General features: G+C 39.5%; 21 protein-coding genes. 17 read left to right on the top strand and 4 right to left on the bottom strand.

Features of this window, described 5'->3' with window-relative positions; all coding sequences use genetic code 11:
* The first annotated feature begins 97 nt into the window (after positions 1-97).
* The 6 genes from yajC to IC619_RS01605 all read left to right on the top strand — a co-directional run bounded on the left by yajC (position 98) and on the right by IC619_RS01605 (position 6,997).
* The gene (gene yajC, locus IC619_RS01630) at positions 98-412 is read left to right on the top strand and encodes a preprotein translocase subunit YajC (protein ID WP_191138372.1); all 315 of its coding nucleotides are present in this window, start codon (positions 98-100) and stop codon (positions 410-412) included.
* 113 nt (positions 413-525) lie between these two features.
* A complete protein-coding gene (locus IC619_RS01625) occupies positions 526-1,050 on the top strand; it encodes an RNA polymerase sigma factor (RefSeq protein ID WP_191138371.1) in 525 nt (174 codons plus the stop codon).
* Positions 1,043-2,116 (top strand): hypothetical protein, encoded by a 1,074-nt coding sequence (locus IC619_RS01620; protein WP_191138370.1) that lies wholly within the window; start codon positions 1,043-1,045, stop codon positions 2,114-2,116. Before IC619_RS01625 ends, IC619_RS01620 begins: the two co-directional genes overlap by 8 nt.
* Positions 2,117-2,473: 357 nt before the next feature.
* Positions 2,474-4,444 carry an asparagine synthase (glutamine-hydrolyzing) gene (gene asnB, locus IC619_RS01615; RefSeq protein WP_191138369.1) on the top strand — a complete coding sequence of 657 codons (1,971 nt, stop codon included), beginning with the start codon at positions 2,474-2,476 and terminating at the stop codon, positions 4,442-4,444.
* A gap of 266 nt (positions 4,445-4,710) precedes the next feature.
* Positions 4,711-6,339, top strand: a complete 1,629-nt coding sequence (locus IC619_RS01610; RefSeq protein WP_191138368.1) for a long-chain-fatty-acid--CoA ligase — start codon at positions 4,711-4,713, stop codon at positions 6,337-6,339.
* A 91-nt stretch (positions 6,340-6,430) separates the two neighbouring features.
* Positions 6,431-6,997, top strand: a complete 567-nt coding sequence (locus IC619_RS01605; RefSeq protein ID WP_191138367.1) for a GNAT family N-acetyltransferase — start codon at positions 6,431-6,433, stop codon at positions 6,995-6,997.
* A 55-nt stretch (positions 6,998-7,052) separates the two neighbouring features.
* Here IC619_RS01605 and IC619_RS01600 read toward each other — a convergent pair whose 3' ends face one another.
* Positions 7,053-7,430: a TIGR04086 family membrane protein gene (locus IC619_RS01600; protein ID WP_191138366.1), complete on the bottom strand. Its 378-nt coding sequence runs from the start codon at positions 7,428-7,430 to the stop codon at positions 7,053-7,055.
* Between the two features lie 251 nt (positions 7,431-7,681).
* Here IC619_RS01600 and IC619_RS01595 point away from each other — a divergent pair, with 251 nt between their 5' ends.
* Positions 7,682-8,377 (top strand): DUF421 domain-containing protein, encoded by a 696-nt coding sequence (locus tag IC619_RS01595; RefSeq protein WP_191138365.1) that lies wholly within the window; start codon positions 7,682-7,684, stop codon positions 8,375-8,377.
* A gap of 6 nt (positions 8,378-8,383) precedes the next feature.
* Here IC619_RS01595 and spoVB read toward each other — a convergent pair whose 3' ends face one another.
* Complete coding sequence (gene spoVB, locus IC619_RS01590; RefSeq protein ID WP_224749569.1) at positions 8,384-9,976, bottom strand: stage V sporulation protein B; 1,593 nt, start codon at positions 9,974-9,976, stop codon at positions 8,384-8,386.
* Positions 9,977-10,092: 116 nt separating this feature from the next.
* On the opposite strand from spoVB, the gene IC619_RS01585 reads away from it, so the two are divergent.
* A complete protein-coding gene (locus IC619_RS01585) occupies positions 10,093-10,407 on the top strand; it encodes a post-transcriptional regulator (RefSeq protein WP_224749568.1) in 315 nt (104 codons plus the stop codon).
* A gap of 99 nt (positions 10,408-10,506) precedes the next feature.
* Positions 10,507-11,415 carry an endonuclease/exonuclease/phosphatase family protein gene (locus IC619_RS01580; protein WP_191138364.1) on the top strand — a complete coding sequence of 303 codons (909 nt, stop codon included), beginning with the start codon at positions 10,507-10,509 and terminating at the stop codon, positions 11,413-11,415.
* A gap of 49 nt (positions 11,416-11,464) precedes the next feature.
* Here the strand turns inward: IC619_RS01580 and IC619_RS01575 are convergent, their stop codons facing one another.
* Entirely contained in the window at positions 11,465-12,235 is a 771-nt protein-coding gene (locus IC619_RS01575) for a DUF817 domain-containing protein (protein WP_191138363.1), read from the bottom strand.
* A 629-nt stretch (positions 12,236-12,864) separates the two neighbouring features.
* Here IC619_RS01575 and tnpA point away from each other — a divergent pair.
* The 8 genes from tnpA (at position 12,865) to IC619_RS16965 (ending at position 20,350) form a co-directional block, all read left to right on the top strand.
* On the top strand, positions 12,865-13,263 hold the full coding sequence (tnpA, locus tag IC619_RS01570) for an IS200/IS605 family transposase (protein ID WP_191138362.1): 399 nt from the start codon (positions 12,865-12,867) through the stop codon (positions 13,261-13,263).
* A gap of 212 nt (positions 13,264-13,475) precedes the next feature.
* Positions 13,476-13,592 (top strand): zinc ribbon domain-containing protein, encoded by a 117-nt coding sequence (locus IC619_RS01565; RefSeq protein ID WP_191138361.1) that lies wholly within the window; start codon positions 13,476-13,478, stop codon positions 13,590-13,592.
* A gap of 193 nt (positions 13,593-13,785) precedes the next feature.
* Entirely contained in the window at positions 13,786-15,024 is a 1,239-nt protein-coding gene (gene secD, locus IC619_RS01560; RefSeq protein WP_191138360.1) for a protein translocase subunit SecD, read from the top strand.
* Positions 15,014-15,925: a protein translocase subunit SecF gene (gene secF, locus IC619_RS01555; RefSeq protein ID WP_347239744.1), complete on the top strand. Its 912-nt coding sequence runs from the start codon at positions 15,014-15,016 to the stop codon at positions 15,923-15,925. Before secD ends, secF begins: the two co-directional genes overlap by 11 nt.
* Positions 15,926-16,003: 78 nt before the next feature.
* Positions 16,004-16,900: a cation diffusion facilitator family transporter gene (locus tag IC619_RS01550; RefSeq protein ID WP_191138358.1), complete on the top strand. Its 897-nt coding sequence runs from the start codon at positions 16,004-16,006 to the stop codon at positions 16,898-16,900.
* Positions 16,901-16,968: 68 nt separating this feature from the next.
* The gene (gene recJ / locus IC619_RS01545; protein ID WP_191138357.1) at positions 16,969-19,326 is read left to right on the top strand and encodes a single-stranded-DNA-specific exonuclease RecJ; all 2,358 of its coding nucleotides are present in this window, start codon (positions 16,969-16,971) and stop codon (positions 19,324-19,326) included.
* Positions 19,310-19,822: an adenine phosphoribosyltransferase gene (locus IC619_RS01540; protein WP_191138356.1), complete on the top strand. Its 513-nt coding sequence runs from the start codon at positions 19,310-19,312 to the stop codon at positions 19,820-19,822. The genes recJ and IC619_RS01540 overlap by 17 nt, the downstream gene beginning before the upstream one ends.
* A 399-nt stretch (positions 19,823-20,221) precedes the next feature.
* Entirely contained in the window at positions 20,222-20,350 is a 129-nt protein-coding gene (locus IC619_RS16965) for a hypothetical protein (protein ID WP_255506000.1), read from the top strand.
* A gap of 135 nt (positions 20,351-20,485) precedes the next feature.
* Here IC619_RS16965 and IC619_RS01535 read toward each other — a convergent pair whose 3' ends face one another.
* The gene (locus IC619_RS01535; RefSeq protein ID WP_191138355.1) at positions 20,486-23,284 is read right to left on the bottom strand and encodes a 1,4-alpha-glucan branching protein domain-containing protein; all 2,799 of its coding nucleotides are present in this window, start codon (positions 23,282-23,284) and stop codon (positions 20,486-20,488) included.
* Position 23,285: the final 1 nt, after the last annotated feature.

Below are 23,285 nucleotides of genomic sequence, written 5' to 3'. Positions count from 1 at the left end.
ATCTTTATCGTACGCGTAGATGATGTTATGATAGGGACAGCACAGTCATCACGATGTCAATGTAAGATACATAAGTATTTAAGGAGGCAGGACTATTATGCAAGGAAATTTCACTTCATTACTATTACCTATTCTCTTTTTTGTGGCGATTTACTTTTTCTTGTTTCGCCCACAACAAAAGAAACAAAAAGAACGCGTTAAAATGCTACATGCTCTGAAAAAAGGGGATAAAGTTGTCACCATTGGTGGATTACATGGATTGATTGTCGATCTTACGGAAGAGCGCGTTACATTAAAAGTAAACGATAGCTCCAGACTGGTGTTTGAACGTTCAGCGATTAATGCACTTGCAACTGTAGACGAAACAGAAAAAACAGTAGACACCAAGCAAGAAGCAACCGTAAAAGAATAGCCTGAAATAGACGAAATTCATCATATGAATCATATGGTGAATTTTTTTTATTTAGATGGAACTTTTTGTGCCGGTCGAGGATCTTATAGAGAGAGAGCGAAGGAGGAAATGATTTGGAAACGTTAATCTCACAGTTGAAACAGGGCGATAAACAGGCGTTCTCTGCCCTGATTCAATTGATATTAGTTGATCTATATCGTGTTTCACGTTCTATTCTACATAGAGAATGCGATTGTTCTGATGCTATCCAAGAAACGATCATACAGGCGTATTTACATATCCATCAACTTCAGAATGTGGATCGTTTTAAATCTTGGATATTCCGTATTTTGGTAAATCAATGTTATAAAATCATAAACCAACAAAAAAAGACGGTTTCATTAGATACATATAGCAAAGAAATAGAATATGAGAAAAATGATTATGAGCACATTGAAATTAGAGAAATGTTAGATCATATCGAAGAAGATCAGCGAATTGTGTTGGCTTTATTTTACTTTGAACGTTGTTCGATTGCTGAAATATCTGATATTTTATGTATTCCAGAAGGAACCGTTAAGTCGCGAATGTATAGAGGAAAAAGAGCATTGGAATGGATGCTCAATTCTGATAGAAAGCGAGTGATGGAAAATGAATAATCGAGATCTTGAAAGGCTGTTTCAAAGCTCGGAAGAAAAAGTCCCGTATGCTATACAGCAGATGGTAGATGATACACTGGCCCGTTTACCTGAACATCCACAAAAAAAGGAAAAAACGAAATTAAAATGGAATCGTAAATGGATAAAGCTCGGAATGGTTTGCACAATTGCGGTTACGATGGGTGTTTTGTTAGGTGGTTTTAAGGAGTCCCCAACTTTTGCTAATTGGATGGATCGTATGTTTGTTTCCCCTATGGAAGAACAGACAGAACAAACGAAACATGCAGACAGACCCCAAAAAGACGAGATGGTGAAAGAAGAAGAAAAATCAGTCAATCTGAATACAGACAATATGAAAAAGTCACTTCCAAACGGTACCTCTCTTTTTATCGATCGCTTCTCTCTCTCTCCTAGTGTGACGGAGATTTGGATTGGTAATAAAACAAACGAAAAAATTAGTGGGATTTGGGTAAACGAGTTTTCAGTTCAAAATGAGCAAGGGGTAGTGGTTGGAGATTACCATAAATATAAAGGAGTGAATTTTTTTGAGTATCGAAATAGTGATAGGGATCAAACTGATGTTAATGATGCCGATGTTTCAGCCGATTCTATGATAGAAACGTTTATTTTCGGTCCTTTTCCTGATTCGGATGTCTATACCTTTCATTTGAAGCGCGTATCACTAAGATATGAAAATAAGAAGAAACTGTATATTGCAGATCCTAAAAAGGCGACTACCTTTCATATTGGAGAAGACGAGTTAATAGTTCGTGACATTCGACCAGATTATGATGGTGATCCAAGTACAGTGTTTACAGTAGAATATCGCTCTAAAGATAAAGTAACCTCTGCTACGGTAGCCAAGGTAGGTGAAAAAAATGTTAGAAATACAAATGGTTTTGAAAACTATCGCTTTCAAAAACTGGCAGATGGTCGCCATGTAGTTATCCTAGATATAAAAATTCAAGGAACGATATATGATTTGAATAAGCCGATAAATCTAGAGTTTGTAGACGTTGATAAAGAGTTTGCTACGGATTGGCAAGAGACATTAAAAGCAAAGTGACAAAAAACATCTCTGTCGCTATGCACGATAGCAGTCGTGTCGATGAACCAAACTTAGGAAGTGTATTCCCTGTCGTCACTTAGCGTAGCCTAAACCGGTGCCACCAATAAAGCGTTTTGAGAGCGCCGTAAGGTTTTGGCGGAGTGGTCTTTTCAGCTTCTTTGCAACGCAAAAGTGCATGGAGAGCAAAATACACGACACTAATATAAAAAATTTTGCAAATCAACATGCCAGGTGTAATAGAAGTGATGTATATACTGGATACATTTTAAAAAAAGAAAAAAATGAATGGGATAAAACTTTTTAGATTAAGTAGGGGTATAACCAATAACTAAAAAAGTGAAACGAGGGATAAACATGTGTGGTTTTGTTAGTATATATGATCGTTTGGGACAACCTGTCAATTTGGATATCATTCAGAAGATGACACAAACCATGATTCATCGGGGGCCTAATGAAGAGGGAATTATACTAGATGGGCATTTGGGACTAGGATTTCGCCGCCTAAGCATCAACGGATTAAAGGAGGGGAGTCAACCTTTTTTAAACCATAATCAATCGATTGCAGTGGTGTTTAATGGAGAAATTTATAATTATAAGGAATTAAAGAAATGGTTAGAAGAGTTGGGCTATCAATTTATGACAGACACGGAAGCCGAAACATTGATCCATCTCTATGAAGAAGTGGGGTTTGATCTCCCTAAGTATTTGCGCGGCATGTTTGCTTTTCAAATATGGGATCGAGAACAAGATATCTTATTTGGTGCACGTGATCAAATGGGAATTAAACCGATGTATTGGTGTGAAACCGATCACTACTATGTTTTTTCTTCAGAGATTAAAGGATTGTTAGCATGTCCTGAAGTGAAAAGACAAGTCAATCAAGAAGCTTTGTCACACTATCTGACGTTTCAATATGTACCCGATCCTTTAACCATGTTTGCAGGTATTTATAAAATCCCGCCTGCACATACTTGGATGGTTAAGAATAAAGAAATAAAAATTCAAAAATATTGGGAGGCGCAATTTCAACCTGATGAAAATCGGTCTTTTTCTGATTGTGTAGACGAAACGAGAGCGGTTATAAAAGAGTCTGTGCACGCTCATTTGATGAGTGAGGTACCTCGTGGTGCTTTTCTTTCCAGTGGGATTGATTCCTCTGCAATCGTTGCACTTCATCGACAACATGAAAATGTACAAACCTTTACAGTTGGCTTTGATATTCCGGGATATAGCGAATTAGAATTTGCGAAACAAACAGCGGATACGTTAAAGACGAACCACCATGAAGTGAAAATTGATGCGACTCGTTATCAAGAAATATTGCCACGGCTCATTTGGCATCAAGATGAGCCGGTAGCTGACCCGTCCGCAATCGCGCTGTACTTTGTTTCACAATTAGCAAGTCAACATGTTACGGTAGCTTTGTCCGGTGAAGGAGCAGATGAATTATTTGGCGGGTATCTCATTTATCGCGAGCCAAGTGCATTACAGATGTTTTCCTATCTTGATTCTCAAACACGTAAATGGTTGGGGAGTTGGGCCTCTCATCTGCCAAATATAAAGGGGAAGAACTATCTATTGCGTGGTTCCAAAACAGTAGAAGAACGTTATTTTGGTAATGCTTTCATTTTTGATGAAAAGATGAAGAAAAACTTGATGACGGAGGAACTTCAGCAGGCATATATATCCCCATGGACGGTTACAGGCCCCATATATAATCGGGTTCCAAATGCCGATGATGTTACCAAAATGCAGTACTTGGATATTCATTCGTGGTTATGTGGAAATATTTTAATGAAGGCAGATAAGATGTCTATGGCCAATTCATTAGAGGTGCGTACGCCTTTTACCGATATCCGTGTATTTGAAGTAGCAAGTCGAATCCCAACTAAATATAAAATAGCAAATGGGACGACGAAACACGTATTAAGAGAAGCGATGAAAGAATTCTTACCCACCCATGTGGCGCAGAAGAAAAAACTTGGCTTTCCGGTTCCCATTCGGTATTGGTTGAAAAATGAGTTTTATCAATGGGCAAAAGATATCATCGAAGAGAGTGCCACGAGTGATTTCATTCGAAAATCATATGCTTTGCAGCTGCTAGAAGAACATAAGCATGGACATGCTGATCACAGTAGAAAAATTTGGACGGTTTTATGTTTTATGCTTTGGCATCAGGTCTATATAGAAGAAAAATATCAATTTTCCACGATCGAAAAAGGAGAAGTAAGGCGGCATCATGTTATCTTGAATCTGGATGGACATCAATTATTAAAAAAGCAGGGATATAGTATGAGGATAGCGAATAGTATGAGATCATTCTAAATACCTATGATATCAAGCGTGTTGATTTGCCAAATTTTCCATTTTAGCGTCGTGTATTTTGCTCTCCATGCACTTTCGCCTTGCAAAGCAGCTGAAAAGACCGCTCTGCCAAAACTCCCTATCGGTCAAACAGGTTGTCCGCTTCTTCCTTCAGGTTTTGGCTTCGCTAGGTAGGGCTCAAAGGCATTTAAGCTCAAAATACACTTCCTAAATTTGGATAATCAACACTATTGCTATGATATCACCTTACTAAGGGAGGATTTAACTTGAAAGCTACGATGATGGATTATCCGTTAACATTAGACCATATTTTAGAGAGAGCGGGAAAACAATTTGCGCCGATCGAGATTGTGAGTCGGATGCCTGATCAATCTTTACATCGATATACGTATGGCGATTTTTATCGTCGTGCTAGACAGTTAGCAGAAGCACTGCAAAAAATTGGGCTACAGAAGGGTGAACGAGTTGGAACCTTAATGTGGAATCACTTTGCCCATTTGGAAGCTTATCTGGGGATTCCTGTATCGGGTGGTGTGTTGCATACTTTAAATTTACGCTTACACCCCTCCGAAATTGCCTATATTATTAATCATGCGCAAGATCGTTTCCTGATCATCGATGATATTTTACTTCCTTTATACGAAAAAATAAAAGATCATGTAAAGATAGAACGTGTATTTGTGGTATCCCTGACAGGGCAACCGATACCGCCTGGATATGAGTCATATGAAGATTTATTAAAATTAGCTACAGGAGAATTTGTATATCCACAGATCACAGAAAACGATCCAGCTGGAATGTGTTATACCTCCGGGACAACAGGAAATCCTAAGGGGGTTGTTTATTCTCATCGTTCAATCGTCTTACATTGCTTTTCATCAGCACTTCTTGATGGCATGGCTTTGGCGCAAAAAGATGTCGTAACCCCAGTCGTACCCATGTTTCATGTCAATGCTTGGGGTTTACCTTTTACTTGTGCTATGGTGGGGAGTAAACAAGTTTTTCCAGGTCCGCATCTTGATCCCATTAGTTTGCTCGATCTCTTTGAGACAGAAAAAGTGACCATCACTGCGGGAGTGCCTACGATATGGATGGGGATTTTACATGCTTTAAATAAAGAGAAGGACAGATGGAAGTTACAAAATGACATGCTCCTTGTCGTAGGGGGATCAGCAGCCGCTGAAGCTTTAATTCGAGGATTTGATCAGCATGGCCTACGTTTAAGACAAGCATGGGGGATGACAGAAACAAGTCCGCTTGGAACCGCAGCAGGAATAAAGTCAAATTTATTAGATGAAAATGAAGATAAAATATATGAATTAAGTGCCACACAAGGATATGCAGTTCCTTTTGTGGATACACGGGTGTGCCGAGATGGGAAAGCGTTGCCGTGGGATGAAAACTCGATTGGAGAATTAGAAGTACGTGGTCCATGGATCGCAGCGAGTTATTATAAAGAGCAAGATCGTGATCATAATTGGACGGCAGATGGGTGGTTTAAGACTGGAGATATGGTGACGATCAATGAAGACGGATATGTAACGATCGTCGACCGAACGAAAGACTTAATTAAATCAGGGGGAGAATGGATTAGCTCCGTCGCATTAGAGAATACCTTAATGGGTCATCCTGCCGTAGCCGAAGCTGCTGCCGTTGGCATCCCGCATCCGAAGTGGCAAGAACGTCCCCTTATGGTGGTTGTACTACATCAAGATCATACTACTACACCAGCAGAATTAAATGCATTTTTGAATAGCAAGTTTGAAAAATGGATGTTGCCAGATAGTTATGTATTTGTTAAAGAAATCCCTAGATCATCAGCTGGGAAGTTTTTAAAACGAGCACTCAGAGAACAATATCAAGATTGGAATTGGGAAGAACATACAGTAAAATAAATGAATTCATTAAGATTAGGAGTGAAGAATATGATGGCAAAAACCGCTTTAGAAGCTAGAGGTGATAATATATAGACTAGGAGTATAAAATATGACACTATACAAGTCGCTATTCCACGGAGATAAGGTAAGACTAGCTCCCTTTCAAGCAGATGATGCAGAACAAATGAGTAAGTGGTTTTCCGATGCGCAATTTTTGCGGGAGATTGATACGGATATGGCTGTACCTGTTACCATTCATGAATTGGAAAATAAAGATCGAACTGGAATGAAAGATCATAATGGTATTCAGTTTAGGATTCGTACCTTAAATGATGATCGATTAGTTGGGTTTATTGCACTTCACTCATTTGAATGGAACAATCAAGTTGCTTTAATTGCGATTGGAATTGGAGAGGGAAGTGAACGAGATCAGGGGTATGGCACTGATGCCATGCGTCTTATCCTCAAATACGCTTTTCATGAATTGAATTTAAATCGAGTAGGGCTTGATGTGATTTCTTATAACGCACGGGCTCTAAAGGTCTACAAAAAAGTAGGATTTAAGGAAGAAGGTCGTATGCGTTCGGCTGTATTAAGAAATGGAAACGCTTACGATCGCATTATCATGGGAATACTAAAGGAAGAATGGACACATAAACAAAAATCCCTCTCTTAGCATTAAGACGGGATTTTGAAGGGCTTGCCAATTTGGCAGGCTTTTTTTATTGCATTCACTTGGTAGTATTAACGCCGACGATTCCTCCGATGGCACTTAACCCAAAAGCACAAATCGTGAAAAGAAGAGGGTTAATGATTAAAGAAGTATCAAATGCGAGAAATCCGATGATGACGAGTAGAAGTGCATAAATGATGCCTTGTATCCCACCATACAACCATCCTTTTGCACGAGCGAAACGTCCTGAAATAAAACCACCTAATAATAAGGATACGAAATTAGTGGCATAAGCTAACATGGGAACTTGGACAGATTCAAACGAAGTGTAGCGCAGTAAGAAAGCAATAAAAAATGAAGTGAGTGTGATGATGCCCCAAATGATGAGTTGTCCTAATAACAATGGAGAACGCAGTTTAGACTTGTACTCCGCCATATGACCACTTCCTTTTTTTGTACATGTTATGTGTGAAAATCACGATTTATTCATCGTGCATACACTCATAAAATTTAAGAATAAGGAAAAAATAGGGAGGCTCACGGTAGTGTATGGGGAATCAAGGGGAGAAGTCCCACTTATAGAAGTGGGGGGCTGAGCCCATTCGAAAGATCAAATTGGTCGCCAATTAGCGTAACGGAATGATAGAAGATAATCATGCAACTCGCCACGCCTAGAGGGGGATATCCATGTTGTGGACGATTTTTTTACGGACAGTTTTCATTTATTTTTTCATTATTGTTGTCATGCGTGTGATGGGAAAACGTGAAATAGGGAAACTGTCTATCTTTGACTTAATTGTCTATTTTCTCATCGCGGATATGTCTGCAATGGTGATTGAAAAAGCAGATGAAGGATTGATGCATGCCATTGTTCCAATTGCTACCTTAGCTGGGTTACAATTGGTCATCGCCTATCTATCTCTAAAAAGCGAACGTATCCGCCAAATTGTGGATGGAGAGCCAGTTTATTTAATTAAACATGGCGAACTACAAGAAAAAGAAATGTCAAAGGCGCGCTATAATTTAGAGGATCTGATGACGCAATTAAGGGAGAAAAGTATTCCTGATGTGCGTGATGTCGAGTTTGCGATCTTGGAAACTTCAGGTAAGCTCAGTGTTTTTAAAAAAGAAGAAAAAAACTTCATAGAAAAAGAAGATGTGCCGCTCAATCATCCCTTGGTACCTTTTAATATGCCTACAATCCTCATTCTGGACGGAAAAGTAAGAGAGGATGGCCTACGTCTTATTGGGAAAACAATTTTTTGGCTAAAAAATCAAATTCAAACACAGGGATATAAAGATTTTAAAGAAATTTTATATGCGAGTATTGATCATAAAGGTGAGTTGTTTGTTGATGCTAAAGGCAAGAATGAAGAAGATTAATGGATCTTATCTAGGAAGAAAGTAGCATAACGGCTTGCCGATGTACGGAATTCGCTTCACATCATCTTGTTTGATTACAGCAAATAACATAATGCAAAGTAAATAGACGAACAGACTAAAAAACGTGGTGATTAAAACTTTGATCATTAAAGAGTCATGATGGGTATTGACACAGAAATAGGTGACGATACCTGAAATCATGATGGATAAGAACAGTCGTGCTAATTCGTTTATATGGAGAGAAAAGGGGATCGATTTTAAAATACTGATAAAATGCAAAATGGTAACAATTATAATACCCGCATTGACTGCGAGCGCAACACCATCAATGCCCAGCTCAGGTCTTGAAGCAAGTACAAAAATGAGGGCGGTTTTTATAAGTGCACCGATAATGGTGTTTTTCATCGCTGCTGGGGCACGATCAAGGCCTTGTAAAACAGAAGAGAGTGGGCCTTGTAAGTAATAAAGGATGGCGAAGGGAGCCATGATTTGCATGAGATGTGCGACCTCACTTTGTTTAAATAGTAGGATAGATAATGGTTCAGCTAAAAAGTAGATTAAGAGTGAACAAGGTGCTCCAACTACGAGAGAGAGACGAAGGGCTTGCTGTAGCCGATATTCGACTAGGTGATGCTGATTTTGGGCAGCAGCTTCACTTACCGCGGGTACTAATGAAACCGATAAGGCATAAGTGATAAATGCTGGAAAAAAAACAATGGGTACTGCCATTCCTTCAAGCTGTCCGTATAAAGCGGTCGTAGCACTTGCTGTAATGCCAGCAAGAGCTAAACTCTGGGCGACAACGATCGGTTCAATGGCATAGGCAAACGAACCCACTAAGCGACTAGCGGTTACAGGTAAAGCTAAGCGTAATAAATCGGATAACGTCTTTTTTAACGTTTTGATGTGCGCCATTGCGCTTAGTCTACTTCGAGCATTTCTTTTCCCTAAATTTAGTACTGGACGAGTGGGATCTTTTTTGAAAGAATAGAGTAAATAAAACATTCCTGTGAATTCTCCGATAACCATTCCAATCATTGCTCCAGCTGCCGCATACTCGATCCCAAATGGTAAGAGATAATGTGCAAGGAGAAGGACAGTGAAAATGCGCACCATTTGTTCTATAATAGTAGAAATGGCATAGGGGCTCATGTTTTGCCTTCCCTGGAAATATCCGCGGAAAATGGAAGAGATAGCAATGATGGGTATGATAGGTGCGATCCCTAGTAGCGAATAAATGGCCCGTGCATCCGTAAGTAGGGTAGAAGCAATCAAGGGTGCGGTGATCAATACGAGAGCCGTAACGGTAATACTTGTGATGAACACAATGACGATCGATACAATGAGAATAGATCTGATGCGGTGACTTTCTCCCTTGGCTTCTGCTTCTGAAACCAGTTTTGAGATGGCGACGGGTAAGCCGGCAGTTGTGACGACGATTGTAAAAATCAGAATGGGGAATGCCATCTGAAACAACCCCATACCTTCGTCACCGATAATACGTGAAAGTGCAATGCGATAGATGAATCCAAGTATTTTAGTTAAAAAACCTGCACCAACTAAAATCAAGGTTCCGTGCAGAAAGCTTTGTTTGTTCAAGGGGATGTTCACCTCCTCAGCAGATAGACGATCTTAATACAAGCTATGACTTGTCTGACGGAAGCATACCAATAATTTTTTAGCAAAGTGAGTGGTGAAAGGAGAGGGTAGAGATAATGCGAGAATCTTTTTTGAAATCTGTCGATGCTGAACACCAACAGCAAGGTGAGCTATTAGAACAAGATGAAGTGATGCGTTGTATCGAAGATTTATGTAATAGTAAAGCAGCGGAATTTAATATGTATGGATATGAAAATATTACAGGAGAACAAGTATGGGCTTGTGTTTCTGAAGATTATAGACGAGGCTGGCCACGGTTGAATAAGTTAGTAAATGATATCATGTCGCTGAAAGCAAATCGCTTTATGAATTGGTTGATGTTGTCCGTATATAAGGATCCAGAAGAAGAAAGTCATACACAAAAGAGCTGAGGGTTATAAATAACCTTCAGCTCTTTTGTGTATATGTACGATGCATTTTAAAAAGTACAACATATAAATAGGATATCTAAAAGTATGAAGGGTGATGAAATGTCTAAAAATAGTAAAAATTCAGTTAGAGTTATGACCTGGAATATTTATATTGGCTTAGCGATTCAGTTATTAAATGAAACCTCGCCACAAGACTTTAAGAAGAACTTAAAGGTGCTAATGGAGCAATTGGTGACTGGAAATATATATTTGCGTTTACAAAGAATTGTAGAAGAGATTGCACACTATCATCCTGATTTTATTGGTTTGCAGGAAGTTAGCATCTGGCCTGAGATGCCTCCCTATACGAAAAAAGCAAATTTGATTACCCGATTGATCCAATTACTTGAAAAGAAAGGGTTATGCTATCGCGTCGTTGTTCAAAATCAAAATACATTGATTGATCATGACGTTATATTGGGGCGTATCTCTTCACGAATTCGATACCAGAATGTACAAGGTGGACATTTTGATCATTTAGCAACGGCCAATTTGGGTGGTTTTCCTGTAAAATCATATCGAAGCTGGCAATCTGCTGATATTTTGTATGATGGCAAGCCCTTTCGACTGGTTAATACACATTTAGAGTTTATATCGGAACAAGTACGTAAGCAACAAGCAGTTGAATTATTGCGGAAAGCAAATCAAACTTCTCTACCGACGATCATTTTAGGAGATTTTAACTTTCAGGAAAGTCAGAGCAAGCAAGCACCTTATCAGTTATATATACAAAGTGGGTATAAAGATGTGTGGAAGGCGAAAAGAGGAAAAGGTGGGAACACGTGTTGTCAAGACGCAGACTTAAAAAATAGGAGATCGAAGTTAGATCGAAGAATTGATTTCATTTTTATTCGAGGGAAATTCCACATTCAACATGTCGGTTTAGTAGGAAATACATGTAAAAAAGATATACTATTACGCTGTTGGCCGTCAGATCATGCTGGCGTTGTAGCAGATTTACAGTTTTAAAGCATGCTTTGCCGTTTCAAAAATGAGTACGTCGAAGCATGCTAAGGGATTAAGACGCTTTTTTTATAGGAGCTTTTGTCAACTGTTTGCGTTGGGCTACAATTAAAAAACTGACTATAATCAGTAACGACCACGAACTGATCTTAGCCATATCGACAATCTCCCAGGAAATGGATTGATTTGGGTATTTCCATGCCCCAAAGAAAGTAGCAATATTCTCAGCAATCCAAATGAAAAATCCAATCAAAACAAAAGATAATAATATCGGCATTTTAAACCACTTGTTATGTACAAAGAAGTGGACAACTGATTTGCGGAAACACCATGTTAGCACGATAATCAAAAGCCACCTCAGATCATAAATATAGTGATGCGTAAAAAAGTTAATATAGATGACTAGTCCCGTAAGCCCAGTGATCAAACGATTTGGCCAAGCTACAAGCTTCACATCAAGTCTTTTCCATGCTAGACACAAGTAACTGGCAACACTTGCATACATAAATCCACTATATAGCGGGACACCATAAAATTTTGACCACGCTGGCTCTGGATAAGACCATGATCCCATTTGTACCTTAAAAAGCTCCAACATCAGTCCGATGATGTGAAAAAATAAGATAACTTTTAATTCTGCTTTCGTTTCAAGACCAGTGATAATCATGAGGAATTGGACGACTATACAGAGGATGAGTATGAAATCGTACCGATAGAGTCCTGGAATTGAGATGAGATTAGAGAGCGCTAAAATGAGGAAAATGGATGCTGGGAAAATACAAGCGAAAGCTTGTTGATAAGTAAAGTGATATAAATACTTAAACATCTATAAATACCTCCTCTTAGACGATCCGTACAATAGGAGTTATTATATCATTGCAAGCCAGAAAAACCATAAATTTGTCTAAAAGGGTGTCAATGAGCATACCACTGGCACTTTCTAGGGGCGTTAGACGATGGAAGCCTTACAAGTCTGATCATCTTTTAATATGCTTTTGTCTTTCTATTATATTGGCATATTTCATCTGATATTTATCGTAAAATTAGAAATAGGCAATCATTTTAACAATCATCTAAAGTGATCGATTGCAAAGGCTAGAGAACTGGGAACAACGATTTCAAGTAGAGAGATTATGCTCGAACATGGATATTTGCTTCTACCATGCGATCCCCAATTTGGAACAGTCAAGTTCACCAAGCAACTCAAGGGATATACATCAAACGCGTTAAGTTAGGGTATCCCTTCACGATGGACAAATTAGGTGGTACCGTTACTTTGGAACTAGTCAAACGGTACAATCAAAGTGGCTCGTATCCACGAGAAGAATGTAAACGCTCGTCATGACTTCTTACAGAATTTGGCTGACTAAATTCAATCGTGGGATAAAAGACAGCGTTGCTTTTATTTTTGGTTTGAATGTTGCTGTATAACAATTAAGTTGATACAATGCCATTATGGAACAAGCATATCGAAGAACTCAAACGACTGTATCTCTTATCCATTATCATTTTGTTTTCTGCCCACGCTATCGAAGAAAAGTACTGGTGAACAAAGTAGAAGAACGATTCAAGCAATTAGTGACAGAGATTTGTGAGGAGAATCAGTGGGTTATTGTGGCGATGGAAGTCATGCCCGATCATTGTCACTTGTTTTTGAACGCTCTACCCACCGATTCTCCATCAGATATCATGGCAAGAGTGAAAGGCGTGACTTCAAGACGCTTAAGACAAGAACTTAAACATTTGTCTCATCTACAAAGCCTTTGGACACGTTCTTTCTTTGTTAGTACAGCAGAAAATGTATCCCGTGACACGATTAAACGTTATGTTGAAGCACAGAAAAAAAGAGGGTGAACCGATGACTACGATCACACTGCGTTTACTCAAACGAAGAAGCAGCATACGAAAACTTTTCGCAAAATAGGGTGTTGCTTCAACAATCAAAACTTAAAGATTGATACCGTCTCTTTTCCTACGCTTGGAAAGCGTATCGGCGTTCGTTCCCAGTCGCGTGGCTGGACAAAATCATAGATGGAAACGATATCAAAAGAAAAAGAAGGGGTATCTTGCGATCCCGATTACTTGGCGTGTGGCTTAAGTGTAAGCAGTGTGGTTATATCTGTCATGCGGACTTAAATGGAGCCATCAATATAGGTAAAGCGCTATCTGCATTCCCTGTCTAGAGCACTAGTCATAGGTGTTCCGCCTAACTGTACAGGTTGGGGTGATGACACACTCCAGAGCTTGAGCGTTGTCGAATTGCGGATGCCAGCGGCTTCAGCTGTGGGCGTGTCAAAAATCGCAAATTGACATAGATCGCTAGACTTGGGATAATTACTTTCATGGTGTAGGATTGTCGAAGGAGGAGCTAAATATATGAAAGTGAAAAAAGGGAGAATCGTTGTCTTTGTTCTCCTTATTGTAGCGATATTTGCAACAGTTGCCACAACTACGACGCAAGTATGGAATAACATCACAAAGGGACTCGATTTACAAGGTGGATTTGAGGTGCTGTATCAAGCGGCACCAGATGAGAAAAATGTGAATGCAAGTATTATGAGTGACGCGGCTGCTGCGATTCGGAAACGGGTGGATGTTCTTGGTGTAAATGAACCGGTTATAACCGTTGAAGGAGAGAATCGGGTGCGTGTACAACTAGCTGGCGTAAATGATCAAGCGAAAGCTAGAGATTTGCTCGGTAAACAAGCACAGCTTACTTTTCGTGATCCAGACGGTAAGAAAATCTTATTAAAAGGAACGGATTTAAAAGAAGGATCAGCTAAGGTAGACTTTGATCCTGATACGAATCGTCCACTGGTATCGATGGCAGTCAAGGATCCTAGTAAATTTGCAGAAATTACGAAAACCTATTTAGGACAACCCATACCGATTTATTTAGATGAAGAAATGTTAAGTAATCCCGTCGTACAGCAAATTATCCCGAATGGGCAAGCGACGATCTCAGGACAGGAATCCATCGAAGAATCACAAGAGTTAGCAGACCTTTTAAATTCAGGCTCTATCCCTGTGAAACTAGAAGAAGTGCAAAGCTATGCGGTTGATGCTAGCTTGGGTGCTGATTCCTTAAAAGATAGTTTAGAAGCTGGATTATATGCGCTTATTGCCATCTTTATTTTTGTTATCGGTTATTATCGATTACCTGGAGTGATTGCGGTTGTCACTTTAATTACTTATTCCTATTTAGTTTTGCTGGTATTTATGTTGCTTGATGTTACCTTAACGCTTCCTGGAATTGCTGCCTTAATTTTAGGTGTAGGGATGGCAGTAGATGCCAATATTATTATGAATGAGCGAATTAAGGAAGAAATGCGGATTGGCAAAAGTATTCCTGCAGCTGTTAAATCAGGTTCAAAACGCTCATTTTTAACGATTTTTGACGCTAATATTACGACGATCATAGCAGCATCTGTTTTGTTTTTATATGGCACTGCGGCTGTGAAAGGTTTTTCAGTGTCTCTCATTACAGGGATCATAGTTAGCTTTATCGCAGCTGTCGGATTATCACGTTTATTGATGACCTTACTCGTCCGTTCTAACATACTAAAGAGTCCAGGACTGTTTGGTGTAAAGGAGGATGAGATCAGTGACTTATAAAATCGATTTTGTTAAACACCGCAAAACTTTTTTATGGATTGCGCTCGCCATTATGGTGATTTCAATTGGTTCTCTACTGATACAAGGTTTAAACTTGGGAATTGATTTTGTGAGTGGAAGTCGCTTGGAGATTAAATTAAACCAATCGGTAGATTTAGCGAAAGCGAAAGATGCACTATCTGAATTGGGATACAAAAAACCAAATGTTCGAGTAGGAGGAACGGAAGATGACATCCTTATTTTCCGTCTGAATGAAACCATAGATCATCAGGAGAAGGCTAAAATTGAAGCCAAAATGAATGACACTTACCAAACAAAGGTAAGTATACAAGAGCAAGTGGTAGATCCGATCATCGGGCGTGAAATTGCGCGTAACGCGATTGTATCTGTATTGATCGCTTCTGTAGGGATTATTTTGTATGTAGCACTTCGATTTGAATACCGCTTTGCTGTGGCGGCGATTTTGGCTTTGTTTTATGATGCTATGTTTACGATTGGGCTGTTTTCCATCTTACAATTAGAGGTTGATATTGTATTTATTGCTGCAGTTCTTACCATTGTAGGTTACTCAGTCAATGATACGATTGTTATCTTTGACCGTATTCGTGAAAATGTGAAACTAGTCAATCCGAAAAAGTGGGAAGAGCTTGCAAAAGTTGTAAATGAAAGTATCCATCAAACGATGATACGTTCCATTAATACCATGTTGACAGTGGTATTCGCAGCTTTAGCTTTATATGTGCTCGGTGGTGAAAGCATTGGCAATTTCTCGCTCGCCCTCTTGTTCGGTTTACTTTCAGGGGCATACTCTTCTATATTCCTAGCAAGTCAGATTTGGGTTTCTTGGAAGTGGAAATCAATGCAACGCGAAAAAGAAGAAAAACCCGTTGTTACCGAATAGAAAACAAGAGGGTGCATACACTCTTGATAAGCAAGCCGCGGTGTAGCTCCGCGGCTTTACTTATGAGGGGATCAAAAAATGAATGATAAACGCTTACAAGAGGCTAAAAAGGGAGCATGGCTCAGCTTACTAGTGAACAGTGGATTGGCCATTTTAAAAGGGCTAATCGGTTGGATTTCGGGAAGCCGCGCGCTTATCGCTGATGCGGTTAATTCAGCAACGGATGTGATTAGCTCGCTGGCTGTTTTATATGGCATAAAAATGGCACATGTTCCGCCCGATCAAGATCATCCTTATGGGCATGGAAAAGCGGAAACGATCACAGCGCTTATCGTTGCCATCTTAATTGCTGGTGTGGCATTTGAAGTGGGATTGAGTTCGTTTCAATCTTTTTTTGAACCCATTACAGCGCCAAGCTGGATTGCCGTAATCGCAGCATTGCTTTCAATAATTGTAAAAGAGGGGATGTATCGCTATACGAGTCAATTAGCTGAGCGCTTAAATAGCCATGCGATGAAAGCAAATGCACTGGACCATCGCTCAGATGTATGGGCTACAGGAACAGTGTTAGTAGGTATACTATTTTCCATCTTGGGCCAGGCCTTCCATATTCCTTATCTGGTATACTTAGATCCCATCGCGGGTATAGGCGTTTCCATTTTTATTCTGATCATGGCGGCTAAATTGGCAAAAGAATCGATACACCATGCACTCGATCGGGTGCTAGGTGAAGACGAAACGAGAGAGTTACGTGCTTGTGCACAGAAAGTTCATGGGGTTAAGATCGTAAATGAGTTACTAGCGAGACAACATGGACATTATGTGGTTGTTGATATAAAAATAGCAGTTTCTCCCTTTATCACAGTAGAAGAGGGACACCGGATTGGAAAAGAAGTAAAGCGCAATTTGATGCTTCAATTTGCTTACGTATCTAATGTGATGGTGCATGTAAATCCATACAATGATTCAGAATGAGAAAGAGTCGTTCACTTTGTGAAAGTGTGCTATAATGAAAGGCGTCAAAGCGAGGTGAACGGCATCGAATGTTGCATGGGAAATCACGTTGGACAGAGCCAGCGATTGAAGAGGCATGTTTGAATCAGCTCGTTTCAGAGTTGGAAATACATCCAACAGTAGCGAAGATGTTGATACGTAGAGGGATCCGCACGACAGAAAAAGCGGATCGTTTTTTGCGTCCACAATTAGAAGATTTACATGACCCTTTTTTGCTTGATGGAATGGAAATTGCTGTGGAACGTGTACAGCAAGCATTAATAGAAGATGAAAATATTTTAATATATGGGGACTATGACGTCGATGGTGTAAGCAGCACAAGTTTGATGATTAAGCTTTTTCAACTGCTGGGAAAAGATGTTGATTTCTATATTCCCAATCGCTTTACAGAAGGGTATGGACTTCATAAAGAGGCATTAAAACAAGCAAAAGAAAAAGGCTACCATTTGATCATCACTGTGGATACTGGAATCAGTGCTGTTGAAGAAGCGCGTTATGCTAAAGAAATCGGATTGGATTTAATCATTACAGATCACCACGAACCACCCGCGATTTTACCGGATGCTTACACCATCATTAATCCCAAAAAACAAAGTTGTAAGTATCCGTACGATATGCTGGCGGGGGTAGGTGTAGCCTTTAAATTTGCGACTGCTTTGTTAGAATATCCGCCGATTGAGTTTTTGGATTTAGTTGCTTTAGGTACAATTTCAGATTTAGTCCCATTGCTAGATGAAAATCGTATCTTTGCCACATGGGGCTTAAAGCAGATGAATATGAAAGCTAATCTGGGCTTAAATGCGCTGGTTGAAGTAGCCGGTATTGAACAGGATATCAACGCAACTCATGTGGGATTTTCTATAGGCCCACGTATTAATGCGAGTGGTCGGTTAGATCAAGCTACGGAAGCTGTAACGTTATTAACAACTGAAAATATAGAGGAAGCGCGCTCTATTGCCAATCATTTGGATCAATTAAATCGCCATCGTCAGGATTTAGTTAACCAGACGACAGAAGCAGCGATTGAACAGATTGAATCTGATCCCGAGAAGCATGAAAAGGTGATTGTGGTCGCAGATGAAAGTTGGCATGTTGGCGTTATTGGTATCGTAGCTTCACGTCTGGTAGAAAAATATTATCGGCCTGTGCTCGTGTTAGGGATCGATGAGAAAACAGGGATAGCGAAGGGATCAGCTCGCAGTATTGCTGGGTTCAATCTATACCAGGCCTTAACAGCTTGTAGTGAACGGTTTGTATCTTATGGTGGTCATGAGATGGCCGCGGGTATGTCGATCCCCCGAAACGAGTTAGAACCATTACAAATCGAGCTTTCCACACTCGCTTCGAAATGGCTTTTACCAGAAGATTGGATTTCAAAAATTGTAGCAGACGATTCGTTAAATATAGATCAAATTGATTTAGCGCTCATTGACTTGTTTCAATCGCTATCGCCTTTTGGTATGGGAAATCCCACTCCAGTTTTTCAGTTGCACTTATCTAAGGTAGCGCGTATTCAACTGTTGGGCAAAGATAAATCTCATATTAAGCTTTACTTAGAAAAAGAGGGCAATCATCTAGAAGCTATTGGGTTTAGAATGTCTGAATTGGCAAATGAAATGGCACCACAAGTACATGTAAATGTCATGGGTGAATTGCAAGTAAATGAGTGGAATGGTCGAAGAAATCCACAAATGATCATTCGAGATTTGAAAGTACCCCATTTGCAAATCTTTGATTGGCGTGGAAATGCAAATCGTCACATTGATTTTGAACACCAAGTAGCATATATTTATTCTGAACCGAGCACGATACCAGATGAGATACGAACAAAAAAACAGATCATGCTTATTGATTGGTATAGTGAGCAGATTGAGACCGTTATGCCAAGACATGTGGTTCTACTTGATTCCCCACCGACTATGAATCATTTTGAGCGATTGATGGCGGCTTGTGAACATGTAGAGCGTCTATTTTTCGCTTATGGAGATGCTTCGTTTGATGATGTGCTGGTGCGGATACCTAAGCGAGAAGAGTTCGGGCGTCTCTTTCAAATCTTAAAAAGCGGAACAGGGCCGATTATTTTTCCGAAGCATTTACCCGCGTTGGTACGTGCGACCGGTCTCAAACCAAAAGTGATTACGTTTATGCTTCAAGTATTTGAAGAGCTCGGCTTTATTATCATCAAGCAAGGGCGTTTAGAATGGTTAACGGCCTCCACGAAAAAAGACTTGTCAGAATCACAAATATTTAAGCAGCAATTGGATCGTCAAGAAGTGAGAGAACGACTAGTTTACTCATCATACAGAGAATTATGCAATTATTTATATACAAACTATACGTTTAAATGGCATTTAGGAGGAAATGAAACAGATGAACTTCAAGGATAAAATTAGAGTGATTCCAGATTATCCACAACCAGGAATTAAATTTAAAGATATTACAACCTTACTCAAGGATGGGAAGATGTTTAAAGTCGCCATCGATCAGCTGGTAGAGCGATTCAAAGACCATGAAATCGATGTTATTGTGGGACCTGAAGCGAGAGGGTTTGTGGTAGGGACTCCGATGTCATACGCCATGGAAATCGGATTTGTTCCAGTCCGAAAACCTGGCAAACTGCCAAGTGAAACTGTGGAAGCCAAATATAGTCTAGAATACGGAAAAGATAGCTTAGCCATTCACAAAGATGCGATTGAACCAGGGCAAAGGGTTTTGATTGCGGATGACTTACTAGCGACAGGTGGAACCATCGCTGCGACGTTAGATTTAATCAAACAACTAGGCGGAATTCCTGTTGGAGCGGCATTCATGATTGAGCTTTCTTATCTCAACGGTCGTGATCAGTTGGAGGGAATAGACGTTTTCTCATTAGTTCAATATTAATACAAATAAAAAGCGGGCTCCTTACATGATAGGGTGTTCGCTTTTTATTTTATCTTCATTGCGAGCATTATCCTGGACCGATTCCCCTTAACAAAGGTGATGATAAGATTGCCAATACTTTTCGGTAGAAGTTGCATTCCGTGTTCAAAAAACGATGGGGAACGTATCTCCTTCATGTATGAGAAAGGCATTTCTTCGGTATTACTCTGTACGAATAGAGTGGACGCCCTCCTCACTTCCTTTATAATGAATGCGCTGTGATCATTGTTTATTTAGACTTTATCACGGTGATAAGGTCAATTGATTTGTAAATGGGGTAAATTGTTATATAACAATCTGTTGCATAACAGATTGTGTTATCATATAATAGAAAAAAAGGATTGAGAAGGAGCTGATTTTATGAACGCGATGTATGAAGAATCTCATGAAAAGTATTGTGAACATTGCGGAACGGAATTAAGAGAAACGGATAACACGCAAACTGAAACCGATATGGTACATGAATTTTTACTCAAGTGTTATGAATAAAATTCAAACTTTCTTTTATATAACAGCTGACGACATGCCTATCTGCATGGAATAGGCTTATTTTTTTTGTATTGAACACTCCCCCACCTTGTAGCGTCAGGTAGGAGGAGAAGTATTCAATAAAAAAATGAATCATTACTTCGTGAGTTTATGATACAACTTTGACGTCTGCTCTGCGATATGATCCCAACCATAATTTTTTGTAACATGTGTATAAGCTTGCATCCCGATCTTTTTAGAAGTCTCGGGATGATCTAATATGAAGTTGATGTTCTCTATTAATGATTCAACACTACCATTCTTCATGATAAAACCTGTTTTTCGATGTTGAATGGTTTCGATAAAGCCACCCGTTTTAGATGCGAGCGTGGGTTTCTGATAGGCCATTGCTTCTAGCGCAACGATACCAAATGCTTCAGTTAAACTGGGGAAGATACACAGATCGGCCATCCGATATAACATGTCTTTTTCTTCCTCTGTGATAAAGCCAAGAAACACAGCTTTTTTTTCAATATTTAAATTACGTGCTTGTTGTCGCAATTTCTCCAAGTCAGCACCTGTTCCTGCAAATAAAAATTTGGCCTGAGGGTGTGTGCGAAGTATAGATGAAGCAGCTTCTAAAACAAGATATACCCCTTTTTCTTGTACCATTCTTCCAACGAATAAAATGATTTGTTCATCTGCCTGTGCATAATTTTCTCGATGTTGTTGCAACTGTACCTGCTTCTCTTCTGATAATGAAGGAGGTGGAACAACACCATTTTTAATCACGGATAGTCTATGACTAGAGATTGAAAATAGTTTTTTTATCTTTTTTTTCATATAATCACTACAAACAATGACATGATCTGCCAAGTGAATGACTTTTTCATCGACTTGATGGACAACTTTATTGATTTCGTTATCAGTTGCTCTATTTTTGATACACTCGAGTACATGCATAGTGGTTACAGTAGGGAATTGATATTTGAACTTTAATTCTTCACCAGCGAAAGCGACGAGCCAATCATGGAGATGTAAGATGTCGAACGAGAAGCCATCCGCAATGAGTTGATTTGACTTATCTAGTAAGGCAATATTTAATGAAAAAACCCAGTCAAAAAATAAGGTGTTGTCTTTATCTAGATATGTGCTAACACGATGGACGTGAACACCTTCTACGCATTCGTAAGCACTACTGTTTGCAGGGCGGTAAGTGACTACGTGTACTTCGCATCCGCAAGTAACGAGATGGCGAGTAAGATGGTATACGGCTTGTGATAATCCGCCAACGAAGTGGGGAGGATACTCCCAGCTTAACATGAGAATAGTGGGTTTATGATTTGTCGTTTGGATGACAGGAGATGAGCACGTTTCTGACGTTTGATAATAGTCCAGATTAAGATGAGGAAAAATAGGATAATCTTGTTCAAATTGTTTTATTTTGCTATCATGTAATTGATTCGACTCGATCATTTGACAGAGTTCTTGAAAGCGAACGAGATGATCATGTGTCCGTTTAATGGCGTATTCTACTTGTGTTTGGTCATCCATGATATAAGCCCAGTCACTACTTTGAGCTAGCAATAACTCTCGGGCTGCTTGTTTAAGAGCTCTTTTATGATTGGGAGATTGGTGGTCTAGGTCGTTGACTAGATGCCTGAGTCGTATCTCCGCTTGATGAAGATGTTGATAAATCCAAATATTTGCCTTGTTTAACCAGACTTCTCCATATCCACCCACTCCCCAAGTACTAAATCCCAGCTGAACATGTTCATTTTGCTTTTGCTCTTGCTCTAGGTACTCAGAGAATGTCACCATTTGCATCATTGAATCGGACTCAGATAATTTTTTGCATATTTCTTTTAAAAACAAGGGACCTTCGTACCACCAGTGTCCAAATAATTCTGTATCAAAAGGGAGAACAAAAATTGGGGGCGTATCATGCTGGGCGTGAAGGGTCTCTGTTCTTTTACGAAGATGATCGACAAAGTCATCAGCATGGCACGTCACTTGTTGGAACGCTTCATCCGGTTGATAATGTTGCTTTTGATTTCCTTTATCTGTAATTTTATAGTATTTAAAACCAGTACATACACGTATCCCGTATGGATGAATATAGGGTCCTATATATTCCTTATTAAGATCATGTCCAATGTCACGATAAAAATCGCGATAATCTGGGTGGCTTGGATATCCAGATTCAGGAGACCAGATTTTTTTGGAGGTTTCAGAATCACGGGCAAAAGCATGGACTTTGTGCGGCGTCTGAATAGGTGCGTATGGATTTTTGACGGCATGAGGCGTGCAATGCTCAAAAGCGTGGGAGTCGACTATGAAATAGTTGATGCCAAATTCAGCGAGTATTTCATCAATTTCAGGCTTAAAACCACATTCAGGTAACCATATACCCTGAGGTCGTATATCAAAAATGTTTTCAAATGTATCAACAGCAATTCCAATTTGTGCACGTTGGGATTCTTTTGTTTCCATGAAGGGTAAAAAACCATGTGTAGCGGAGCTAGTGATGAGCTCAAGATGACCTGAAGAAAAAAATGATTGAAAGGCTGGAATAAGATTGTAATGGTATTTCTGTAAAAAGATTAGTGTTTGTTCATAGCGCATTAGATACTCTGCTGCAAGCCGATATTCGTCTTGATGATCATGCGTTCGTTTTATTTCGGATTGTGCCAGCTCAATGCAAAGATTTAGATGTTCTTCACACCTTTTTTGAATTAAGGGGTCTGTTAGCATGGATAAGACGGTCGGGGATAATGAGAGTGTAATGCGAAATTTAATTTGCTCTTGTGTTAAATGTTCAAACGACTTTAACAATGGAACATAGGATTCAATCATTGCTTCGTAGATCCACCGCTCTTCTAAGGGATGATCCTGTTTTTCTCTTACATAGGGAATATGGGAATTAAGTAGAAGAGAGACATAGCTCTGATTCATA

Source organism: Polycladospora coralii, assembly GCF_014773435.2.
GTDB classification, from domain to species: Bacteria; Bacillota; Bacilli; order Thermoactinomycetales; family Thermoactinomycetaceae; genus Polycladospora; species Polycladospora coralii.
This window is presented reverse-complemented; position numbering and strand designations above follow the sequence as displayed.